Below are 10,836 nucleotides of genomic sequence, written 5' to 3'. Positions count from 1 at the left end.
TCCAGGACCTCTGATACGCCGGGGCGGGCTGCGTGCCCGCCCATCCCATCGGGGTCCGCCGGGCCCCAGCGAGGAACGCCTATGGATACTTCCCCACAGCGTGCCGAGGGTGAATCCGAGCGCGACGGACAGGAGGTGGTGGCCAGCCTCGATTCCCTGTCCGCGGTACCCAGGCTCCAGGGCCCGCTGGGCCGGGTCATCGGCTGGGTGGACACCTTGTTCATTCTGCTCGCCAACCTGGCGTTGGTCGCGATTGCCGCGACCGTACTGCTGCAGATCGCGGGGCGCCTGTTCCTGCCGTTCACCCTGGCCTGGACCGAGGAGCTGTCGCGCTACCTGTTCATCTACATGGTGGCACTGGCATCGGGGGTGGCGATTCGCCGCCACCGGCACGTCAACGTCGAGCTCTACCATCATCTGCTAGGGCTGCGCTCACGCGCCGCCTACCAGGCCCTGATCTGCCTTCTGATTGGCGGCTTCGCCCTGATGGTGTTGCCCGCCGCCTGGCAGTTCGCCCAGAACGGGACCTGGCAGACCTCACCCACCCTGAGAGTGCCCATGTTCTACATCTTCTTTTCCACCGCGCTGCTGTTCGCCCTGGTGCTGTTCTACAGCGTGATCGGTCTCGTCGAGGGCCTGGCCGCATTGCTGCGATCGCCCGCTGGCGCCGACCGGGAGACCGCGACATGGAAGTGATGGTGCTGTTCGGCGTGTTCCTGGTACTGCTGGTGTTGGGCCTGCCCATCGCCTTTGCGCTGGGCATCTCATCGCTCGCCTACCTGCTGCTGGAGGGCATCTCGCTGACTATCGTGCCGCAGCGCATGTACTCGGGCATCGATACCTTCGTGCTGCTATGCATCCCCGGCTTCGTGCTGGCCGGCAACCTGATGAACGTGGGCAACATCACCGAGCATATCGTGCGTTTCTCCAACGCCGTGGTCGGTCATATACGCGGTGGCCTGGGCCTGGCCAACGTGGGCGGCTCGATGATCTTCGGGGGTATCTCGGGCACTGCGGTAGCGGATGCCGCCAGCATCGGCTCGGTGATGATTCCCGGCATGGCGCGCTCCGGCTACGACAAGCCGTTCGCCGCTGCCGTCACCGCCGCCTCGTCGACCATCGGACCGATCATCCCGCCCAGCGTGCCGATGATCATCGTCGGCTCGCTGGCGGGCGTCTCGGTGGGGCGCATGTTCCTTGCCGGGGCCGTGCCCGGCCTGCTGCTGGGCGTGGCGATGATGATCACCGTCTACCTCTTGGCGGTGAAGCGCGGCTATCCCAAGGAGCGCCGCGCCACCCTGCGCGAGCTGCTGCGCGAAGGGCGCACCGCGTTCTGGGCGCTGCTGATGACCGCGATCATCCTCTACGGCATCATCGGCGGCTTCTTCACGCCCACCGAGGCGTCGATCGTTGCCAGCCTCTACGCGCTGGTGGTCGGCATGTACGTCTACAAGGGGCTGACCTGGCGCAAGCTACCGGCGATTCTCACCGACACCGTGCTGACCTCGTCGGCGTTGCTGCTGCTGGTGGGCCTGGCCAACCTGTTCGGCTGGATTCTCACCAGCCAGCAGATCCCGCAGACGGTTGCCGCCTTGATCATGTCCATCAGCGACAACCCCATCGTGGTGATTCTGATCATCAACCTGATCCTGCTGTTCGTAGGCGCCTTCATGGAGACCATCGCGGCGCTGATCATCCTGTTTCCGGCGCTGCTTGGCGTGGCCACCGGAGTCGGCATGGATCCGGTGCACTTTGCGGTCATGGCGGTCCTCAATCTGATGATCGGCTTGACCACGCCGCCGGTGGGGGTGTGCCTGTTCGTGGTCGCGGGCATCGGCAAGCTGCAGATGCTCACCGTGGCTCGAGCGATCCTGCCGTTCCTGGCTTGCAATCTCCTGGTACTGCTATTGGTGGCCTATGTGCCGGCCATTTCGCTGTGGCTTCCCGACCTGCTGATGGGGGCAAGATGAACGACGTGACACGTCTAGCGGCCGCCGCGCCTTCCGGGCGCCTCGGCATCGTCCACCTGGGTCTCGGTGCTTTCCATCGCGCCCACCAGGCGGTCTATCTGGAGCGTTATCGCCAGCGCAGTGGCGATGACACCTGGGGCGTGAGCAGCGCCAACCTGCGCGGGGGCGTGGCGCTGGTCGATGCGTTGCGCGACGCCGGCCATCGCTACCATGTCGCCGAATATGCCGACCGCGACAACGTCACCCTGCGCGAGATCGGCGTGATCGAGGAGACGCACTTCACGGGTCAGGACAAGCGTACCGGCCGTGACGGTGCCGTTTCATGGGGGCGCGATCTCGACGCCTTGCTGGCGCGGCTGGTGTCGCCCGATACGCGTCTCGTCACCCTGACGGTGACAGAGAAAGGGTATTTCCTCAGCCCCGCCGAGGGCAGCCTGTTGCGCGACGATCCGCTGATCGCGCATGACATTCGCGAGCCGCATACGCCGCGCACCGCCCCGGGCATTCTGGTCGAGGCGCTGGCGCACCGCCGCGAGGCGGGCCAGCCGCCGTTCACCGTGCTCTCCTGCGACAACATGCCGGACAACGGGAGACGCACCCGTGCCGCCGTGATCCAGTTGGCCGCCTGCCGCGATATCGAGCTGTCGGAGTGGATCGCGAGCGCTGTGGCGTTCCCTTGCAGCATGGTCGACCGTATCGTGCCGGCGATGACCGAGACCGATTTTGCGCGCTTGGCCGAGCTGGGCGTCGAGGATCCCAATGCAGTGGTCGGCGAGGCGTTCAGCCAATGGGTCGTCGAGGACGACTTCCCCCTTGGACGACCGGCCTGGGAAGCGGAGGGGGTGGAGATGGTCGCCGACGTGGCGCCATTCGAGACCATGAAGCTGCGCATGCTCAACGGCAGCCATTCGCTGCTCGCCTACCTGGGCGCGCTTGACGACATCGAGACGGTGTTCGACGCGGTGAGCCGCGACGATCTGCGCGGACTGCTGCGCCGCTATATGCTGGAGGAGGCGGCGCCGACGCTCTCCATGCCCGCGGGAACGGACCTCGACGCCTATGCCGATTCGCTGCTCGCGCGCTTCGCCAACGACAGCCTGCGCCACCGTCTGCAGCAGATCGCCATGGATGGCTCGCAGAAACTGCCCCAACGCTGGCTGCACGGCGCCCTGGCACGGCTCGAGGCGGGAGCCGAGGTGTCGTGCACGGTACTGGGCGTAGCGGCGTGGATCCGCTATACCGCCGGGCACGACCTGCATGGCAACGCCTACGCCGTCGACGATCCGCTGGCAACGACGTACAAGCTGCTGCACGAGGCCCACGGTGAGGATATCGAGGCCCTGGTGCCGGCCTTTCTCGAACTCGATGCCGTGTTCCCACCGGCGCTGGCGGGCGATGCCGACTTTGCGGCGGCGGTGACGGCCGCCTACCGTAACCTGACCCGACGCGGGCTCGGTGAGGCGATCGCCAGCCTGGGTCGGCGCTGATGAATCGGAGCCGATGATTCGGCACTAGAGAGGAGAGAGTCCCATGGAGCACACCTGGCGCTGGTTCGGGCCCAAGGATCCCGTTCGCCTGGAGGAGATCCGCCAGACGGGCGCCACCGGCATCGTCACGGCGCTGCACGATGTGCCCAACGACCGGGTCTGGTCGGTCGAGGCCATCGCCGAGCGCAAGGCGACGATCGAGGCCGCGGGCCTTTCCTGGTCGGTGGTGGAGAGCGTGCCGGTGCACGAGGCGATCAAGCAGGGGCTGCCGGAGCGCGATGAACTGATCGATACCTACTGCCAGACCCTGCGTAACCTGGCGGCCTGCGGCATCGACACCGTCTGCTACAACTTCATGCCGGTGCTCGACTGGACCCGCACCGACCTGGCCTGGCGATTGCCGGATGGGGCCTTGGCGCTGCGCTTCGATCAGGTGGCCTTTGCCGCTTTCGACCTCTACCTGCTCGAGCGCCCCGGCGCCGATGCCGACTACGGCGAGGACGAGAAGGCCGCCGCCCGGGCCTATCTCGACGAACTGGACCCGGCCGGGCGCGACAGGCTGGTCGACACACTGATTGCCGGCCTGCCGGGAGCCGAGGAGCACTACACGCTCGAAAGGTTCCGCGGCGTGCTGGCGCAATACGCCGAGATCGATGCCGAGCGACTACGTGAGCATCTGGTCCATTTCCTGCGGGCGGTGATCCCGGTGGCCGAGGAAGCGGGCGTGCGCATGGCGATCCATCCCGACGACCCGCCGCGCCCGCTGCTCGGCCTGCCGCGGGTGGTCTCCACGCCAGCGGACGCCCAGTGGCTGCTCGATGCCGTGCCCAGCCCGGCCAACGGCCTGACCCTGTGTACCGGCTCCTACGGCGTTCGCGACGACATCGATCTGGCGGCGATGATCCGACGCTTCGGGCCGAAAATCCACTTCGCCCACCTGCGCTCGACTCGGCGCGAGACGCCCGACCCGCGCAGCTTTCATGAGGCGCCGCACCTCGACGGCGACGTCGACATGGTGGCAGTGATCCAGGCGTTGGTGGAGGAGGAGCGACGCCGCGAACGCGAAGGCGGCTCGCGACTGCCGCTGCGCCCCGACCACGGCCACCATATTCTCGACGACCAGCAGCGCGACACGGCGCCGGGCTATCCGCTCTACGGCAGGCTGCGCGGGCTGGCCGAGCTGCGCGGGGTGGAGCTGGCGGTGCGCCGGCTGACGGTCCGATAGCCGCCGCGTCGCTGCGGGTAGCATCGCCAGGAAAACGATACGGCTCCGCCGAACGCTCGGCGGGGCCGTATCGCTTGTCGGAAGAGCCGCTACTGGCCGGAGGCGGCCACCGGACCAGCCGAGAGGGGGGCGTCGGGCACCTGCTCCATGCGGCGGCGTTCCTCATCGAGCATCGCCAGGGCCTGCTCGGGCGTCACCCGTGAAGCCGGCGTCACCAGGCTCACCGCCACCCCGACAACGAGTGCCACCAGGACCGCCGGCAGACTGGGGTTGCCCCAATAGGCGTTCCAGTCGGCGTTGGCGATGATCGTCAGCGATGTCGCTGAGGCGCTGGCCAGGGTCGCTACCGCGCCCTGCCAGTTGTAGCGTGGCCAGAAGCGACCCAGCAGCGCGCAGACGAAGAGCCCGGCCATGATGGTGGCGATCATGCGGGTGATATAGGTAATGACGTTGTCCGAGGTCAGGGCGAACGCCAGGGCCAGGCCGATGGTGGCGACCAGGGCGATGCGTGAGAAGCGCACCACGTTGCGGGCGGAGGGCGTCCGGCCGGTGGCCAGCACGTAGATGTCGCGCATCAGCGTGGAGACCCCGGCGATGGCATCCGAGCTGGCGCTGGACATGGTCGCCGAGAGCCCCGCCACCAGCAGCAGCAGGCCTAGCCCCAGGGGCAACACCTCGGTGGCGAGGAAGGGGAACGCGTAGTTGCTGTTCTCGAGGCCGGGGTTGAGCGCATGGGTGGACATGCCGATGATCGCCGGGATGATCGAGAAGCCCAGGTAGAGCACGCCGGTGATCACGAAGGAACGGCGCACGGAGGAGACCGACTCGCCGGAGTAGATGCGCTGGCGGAACGAGGGGGTGGCGAGCACGCCGATGGCGATCACCGCCGCCAGTGACAATGCCGGCAGGCCGCCGATCGCCCCGATGCCGAGGAAGCTGGCCGCGCCCGCATCCATTCCTGCAGTCAGGCCCGAGAAGCCGCCGACCTCGATCAGGGCGAGCACGGCCATCAGCAGGAAGCCGGCGAACAGGATGACCGCTTGCACGGTATCGGTCCACACCACGGCGAAGTAGCCACCGATCACGCAGTAGACACCGAAGCCCAGGGCCACCAGGACGCGGGCGGTGTTGAGGTCGATGCCCGCCATCCAGGAGAGGTAGAGCCCGCCACCCAGAATGTGCGCGCCCAGCCAGCCGATGCAGGCGATATAGATCAGCACGGCCACCAGGTTGCGCACCAGGCGGTTGGCGCCCACGTAGTAGGCGAGCTCCTCGCTCATGGTCATGAAGCGCAGTTGGCGCACCGGGGCGAACAGCAGCGCCAACAGCAGCACGCCAGTGGCGCCCCCGATGCCGTACAACGCCCCGGCCCAGCCGTTGGCGTAGCCGAACCCCACCGCCCCCATGCTCGAGCCGGTGCCGACCATGGTGGCCACGGTGGTGCCGATGGTGAGGAAGAGCGGCACGCTGCGACCGCCCAGCAGGAAGTCGTCGCCGCTGCCGCGCTTGTGGCGGGAAATCCACCAGCCGAAACCGATCATGGCGACGACGTACACCAGAAAGGTGGCAAGGAATATTTGACTGTTCCTGGTAGCCTCTTGTCGTTGTTTGCCCGGCCGTTGCCGCGGCCGAGGGAAGCAATGTCACGATTGCCGGCGGGACGGTCTTGTCTTGTGAGGCCCCGCCGACGATCCGGTGTCGTGCCCTTGCCGGGGCACGACACCCCCTTTCTTACGTCCGGTCACGCCGGAAGCACTTAACGTCCACCTCCACCTTGCAGTCCACTACCAGGTCCTGGACGCTGCAGATGCGCGCCGGCGGGTTGTCGCCGAACACGTCGCGGAACACCTTGTTGAACGACGAGAAATAACGCGCGTCGGTGAGCACCGCCGTGACGTGCACCACGTCCTCCACGCCGTAGCCGGCCTCGCGCATGATCGTCAGGCAGTTGTCGAAGGCGAGCCGGGTCTGCTCGACGATGCCGCCCTCGACCACCTCGCCGTCTCGCATCGGCGTCTGGCCGGAGACGTAGAGCCAGCCGCCGGCCTCCACCGCGCGGGCGAACGGCAGCTTCTGTCCGCCGGTACCGACGCCGCCTTCGACGCCGTATCGGGTAATGCTCATGGAAATCCTCCAGTTGGGTTATGGAAACTGATTTATCGCGGCGGTCGGCCTCTCATCGCTCGCAACATAAATCAGCGCTTCCTTGGGTCGGTGAATTGGGAATGCTCTGGGTACGGCGCAGCATGCGCCCGGCACGCTCGCCGGTGGCCGCGCCTTGGCGATAGCCGACGACGCCGTTAACCATGACCATCTCGATGCCCCGTGCCGGAGCGATGGGCGTGTCGTAGTCGGCGATATCCGCGAGGGTGGCGAGGTCGAACAGCGTCAGGTCGGCAAAGGCCCCGGTTCGGATCACGCCGCGATCGTCGAGGCCGAAGTTGGCGGCCGACAGACCGGTCATCTTGCGCACCGCCTCGGCCAGGGGCATCAAGCCCAGGTCACGGCTGTAGCGTGCCAGCACGCGGGGAAAGGCGCCCCATAGCCGCGGGTGCGGATGCGGGTCGTTGGGCAGGCCGTCGGAGCCGACCATCGACAGCGGATGGGCCAGCACCCGGCGCATGTCGTCCTCGCTCATGTTGTGGTAGACCGCCCCGGCCGGCTGCAGGCGCCGTGCTGCATCCAGCAGGGACACGCCCCAATCGGCAGCAATTGCTGCGAGCGGCCGGCGGGCCTGCTCGGGATGCGGTTCGGACCAGGTAATGACGATCGCGATCTCGTCGGTGACCTGGCCGAGATCTAGGGTCGAGGAGCCCGCCGTGTAGGGGTAGCAGTCGCAGTGGGCGCACTGGTGCAGTGCCGCCCGTTCGAGCTTTTCCAGGGCATGCGGCGCACCGCCCCAATTGCCGGCACCGGCGCACTTCAGGTGCGAGATGACCAGCGGCACCCGGCCGTGGCGAGCCGTGGCAAAGGCTTCGTCCATGGCCTCGAACAGCCCGGCGAACTCGTCGCGAAGGTGGGTGGTATAGACCCCGCCGGCCCGGCCCACCGCGGCCACCAGCGGCTGCATCCGCCGTGGGTGCATGGAAGGCGTTGCGGTAGGCGAGACCCGAGCTCAACCCCAGGGCGCCTTCGCTCAGCGCCTGGCAAAGCAGACGCGCCATCCCGGCGATCTCAGCACCGTTGGCGGGGCGGGCGAAGTCGTCCATCACCTGGCTGCGCAGGCTGGTATGGCCCACCAGGGCGGCGACGTTGACGCTGGGGGTTGCCGCCTCCACCGCCTCGGCATAGGCGGCGAAGCTCGCATAGCGGAAATCCTCGGCCTGGCCCAGCAGGTTCATGGGATCGGGCACCTCACCCGCGAGGGTCACCGGGCTCGCGCTGATGCCGCAATTGCCCACCACCACCGTGGTCACACCCTGAGAGAGCTTGGGCAGCATCTCGGGAGTGCGAATCACGTTGGTATCGTCATGCGTGTGCACATCGATGAAGCCTGGGGTCAGATAGCGACCGTCGGCGTCGATCACGTCGTCGGCATGGGCGCTGGCCAGGTCGCCCACGGCGACGATGCGGTCGCCGCGCACAGCCACGTCGGCCTGAAAGGGAGCGGCACCGGTGCCGTCGATAACCTGGGCGTTGCGAATCAGCAGGTCGTAGCGCATGTCAGTCTCCCAGCGGCTGGCGGTTATCGCCGCCGCGATGGGCGTCCAGGGTGAGTTTCAGGCGGCGCAGCTTGTCGCGGGAGCGTTCGCGATGGCGCAGGGCGAGCTCCAGGGCCAGCACGTCGATGGCGGCGAGCATGGCGTAACGCGACGCCGAGGGGTGATAGATGAAATCGGTTTCGCGGGCCGCCACCGGCAGCGTCACGTCGGCATTCTCCGCCAAGGGCGAACCCTGCGCGGTAATTGCCACGACCTGGGCGCCGTACTGGCGGGCGATGCGTGCCGATTCCACCATCTCCGGCGTATAGCCGGTCACCGAGAGCACCACCACCACGTCGGCGGGGTCGAGAGTCGAGGCCACCATGCGCGGCAGCAGTGCTTGGGGATAGGCGCAGATCGCATAGCCGAGTCGTACCAGGCGGAACTGCATCTCCTGTGCCAGCATGCTGGAACCGCCGCCAGCGCCGAAGACAAGGATCTGGCGGGCGGCGTCGAGGCGCTCCACGGCGCCGGCCACGTCGGCCTGGGCCATCAGGTCGCGATTCACCGCGAGGGTCTGGGTGGCGATCTCGTAGACCGCCGCGGGGCCGTCCTCGGGGGCGGCTTCCTGGATGAAGCGCCGACCCACGGCCAGCGACCGGGTCAGACGGGTCTTGAGGTCGCGCACGTTGCTGCAGCCCACGGCGCGGGCGAAGCGTGTCACGCTGGCATCGCTCACGCCGGCCCGGGCGGCGATCTCGCTGATGCTGGCCTCGGTGACGAAGTCGATATCGGCGAAGATCAGCTCGGCGACTTTCTTTTCAGCATCGCGCAGGCTGGCGACGTCCGCCGTAATGCGGGAGAGGATGTCGATCTCTTGGCTCACCGAAGGGCTCCTGTGTTGCCTCGCTTGAAAACTATGTTAGTTTCTAACTATTCGTCAAGTGGGTGTGAAAATAACTATCAAGAAGTGCATATCGAGAGGAGACATGACATGCAGGAACCTGGGGGCAGCATCGCGAAGGGGGCCGGCGTCGAGCGGGGAGGCGTCGACAAGGGCACCGTCGAACTGCGGCCCGACCTGTTGAGCGGAGTCAGTCTGCCGGCAGCAGTAATCCATGAGGCGCCGTTGGCGCACAACCTGGCGTGGATGCAGCGCTTCGCCGATGCCCACGGTGCACGCCTGGCGCCGCATGGCAAGACCACCATGACGCCGGCCCTGTTCCGACGTCAGCTCGAGGCGGGAGCGTGGGGGATCACCCTGGCCACGGCTCCTCAGTGTCGCGCGGCCTTCGTGCATGGTGTGCGACGTCTGCTGATGGCCAACCAGTTGGTGGGGCAGGCCAACATGGCCATGGTGGCGGAGCTGATTGCGGCCGGCGCCGATTTCTACTGCGTGGTGGACGGGGTCGAGAACGTGCGCCAGTTGGGACGCTTCTTCGCCGAGCGCAACCTGCGCCTGGCGGTGCTCATCGAGCTGGGCGTACCGGGGGGGCGCTGCGGCTGTCGCGACCAGGCCGCCGTAGAAGAACTGGCCGAGGCCGTCGCAGCCGAACCGGCGCTGGTCCTCGCCGGGTTGGAGGGCTACGAAGGCGTGGTGCACGGCGCGGACCCCGCCGCGGCGGTGCGCGCCTACGCCCAGCGTCTGGTCGAGACTGCGCTGGCGCTGGATGCGGCGGGGAGCTTCGGCGTGGCGGCGCCCATCATCACCGCTTCCGGTTCGGCCTGGTACGACCTGATTGCCGAGGCGTTCCAGGCCGCCTCGCTAACGGATCGCTTCGTGCCGGTGCTGCGCCCGGGCTGCTACGTGGTGCACGATCACGGCCTCTATCGCGAGGCCCAGCGCGATGTGCTGAGGCGGCGCCCCGATCTGCAGCGCGGGCTCGAGCCGGCATTGGAAGTCTTCGCCCAGGTGCAGTCGCTGCCCGAGCCGGGCCTGGCGATCGTTGCCCTGGGTAAGCGTGACATCGGCCACGACCAGCTGCCGGTGGTGCTGCGCCGCTACCGCGAAGGAGGCGATCCAGGCGAAACGCTCTCCGTCGCGGGGTGGCAGGTGGCCAAGCTGATGGACCAGCACACCTTCGTGCATCTGCCCGACGATGCCTGCGATGTGGCCGTGGGCGACATCGTCGCCTTCGGCGCCTCCCATCCATGCCTCACCTTCGACAAGTGGCGTCACTTGCTACTGGTGAACGAGGCATTGGAGGTTCAGGACAGCCTGGCAACCTGTTTCTAGCCGCCTCGGGGTGTAGCGCTTCTCAGGCCTCGCGCTTGCCGTCGACCAGGCGCGACACCTGCCAGGGATTGCCGTCCTTGAGCGGCTCGGGCAGGAGCCCCTGCGGCAGCGCCTGGTAGCACACCGGGCGCAGGAAGCGGAAGATCGCCGCGCTGCCCACCGAGGTGGTGCGGCTGTCGGAGGTCGCCGGGTAGGGCCCGCCGTGCACCATGGCGTGGCACACCTCGACCCCGGTCGGCCAGCCGTTGGCCAGAATGCGACCCGCCTTGCGCTCGAG

General features: G+C 67.5%; 9 protein-coding genes and 2 pseudogenes. 5 read left to right on the top strand and 6 right to left on the bottom strand.

The window, feature by feature from the left end; all coding sequences use genetic code 11:
- The first annotated feature begins 81 nt into the window (after positions 1–81).
- From CYJ07_RS20035 to uxuA, 4 genes are read left to right on the top strand one after another with little or no spacing between them, the layout of a single operon-like run.
- Complete coding sequence (locus CYJ07_RS20035) at positions 82–696, top strand: TRAP transporter small permease (RefSeq protein ID WP_104205464.1); 615 nt, start codon at positions 82–84, stop codon at positions 694–696.
- Entirely contained in the window at positions 687–1,970 is a 1,284-nt protein-coding gene (locus CYJ07_RS20030; protein WP_104205463.1) for a TRAP transporter large permease, read from the top strand. The genes CYJ07_RS20035 and CYJ07_RS20030 overlap by 10 nt, the downstream gene beginning before the upstream one ends.
- Positions 1,967–3,457 carry a mannitol dehydrogenase family protein gene (locus CYJ07_RS20025; protein WP_104205462.1) on the top strand — a complete coding sequence of 497 codons (1,491 nt, stop codon included), beginning with the start codon at positions 1,967–1,969 and terminating at the stop codon, positions 3,455–3,457. Before CYJ07_RS20030 ends, CYJ07_RS20025 begins: the two co-directional genes overlap by 4 nt.
- A gap of 43 nt (positions 3,458–3,500) precedes the next feature.
- Positions 3,501–4,682 (top strand): mannonate dehydratase, encoded by a 1,182-nt coding sequence (gene uxuA, locus CYJ07_RS20020; protein ID WP_104205461.1) that lies wholly within the window; start codon positions 3,501–3,503, stop codon positions 4,680–4,682.
- Positions 4,683–4,771: 89 nt separating this feature from the next.
- Here uxuA and CYJ07_RS20015 read toward each other — a convergent pair whose 3' ends face one another.
- From CYJ07_RS20015 to CYJ07_RS20000, 5 genes and pseudogenes are all read right to left on the bottom strand, one after another.
- Positions 4,772–6,223, bottom strand: coding sequence for a sodium:solute symporter family protein (locus CYJ07_RS20015; RefSeq protein ID WP_104205465.1), 1,452 nt, complete (start codon positions 6,221–6,223; stop codon positions 4,772–4,774).
- A 190-nt stretch (positions 6,224–6,413) separates the two neighbouring features.
- Positions 6,414–6,806 (bottom strand): RidA family protein, encoded by a 393-nt coding sequence (locus CYJ07_RS20010; protein ID WP_104205460.1) that lies wholly within the window; start codon positions 6,804–6,806, stop codon positions 6,414–6,416.
- 52 nt (positions 6,807–6,858) lie between these two features.
- Positions 6,859–7,767 carry an amidohydrolase family protein gene (locus tag CYJ07_RS20815; RefSeq protein WP_269320560.1) on the bottom strand — a complete coding sequence of 303 codons (909 nt, stop codon included), beginning with the start codon at positions 7,765–7,767 and terminating at the stop codon, positions 6,859–6,861.
- A gap of 73 nt (positions 7,768–7,840) precedes the next feature.
- Positions 7,841–8,344, bottom strand: a pseudogene (locus CYJ07_RS20810) (amidohydrolase family protein); the annotation flags it as partial.
- 1 nt (position 8,345) lies between these two features.
- Positions 8,346–9,209 (bottom strand): MurR/RpiR family transcriptional regulator, encoded by an 864-nt coding sequence (locus tag CYJ07_RS20000; RefSeq protein ID WP_104205459.1) that lies wholly within the window; start codon positions 9,207–9,209, stop codon positions 8,346–8,348.
- A gap of 108 nt (positions 9,210–9,317) precedes the next feature.
- On the opposite strand from CYJ07_RS20000, the gene CYJ07_RS19995 reads away from it, so the two are divergent.
- The gene (locus CYJ07_RS19995) at positions 9,318–10,559 is read left to right on the top strand and encodes an amino acid deaminase (RefSeq protein ID WP_104205458.1); all 1,242 of its coding nucleotides are present in this window, start codon (positions 9,318–9,320) and stop codon (positions 10,557–10,559) included.
- Positions 10,560–10,581: 22 nt separating this feature from the next.
- On the opposite strand, the pseudogene CYJ07_RS19990 reads toward CYJ07_RS19995, so the two are convergent.
- Positions 10,582–10,836: pseudogene (locus tag CYJ07_RS19990) on the bottom strand (aldehyde dehydrogenase (NADP(+))); the annotation flags it as partial.

The sequence above is a fragment of the Billgrantia saliphila genome, from assembly GCF_002930105.1.
Classification (GTDB): Bacteria; Pseudomonadota; Gammaproteobacteria; order Pseudomonadales; family Halomonadaceae; genus Halomonas; species Halomonas saliphila.
This window is presented reverse-complemented; position numbering and strand designations above follow the sequence as displayed.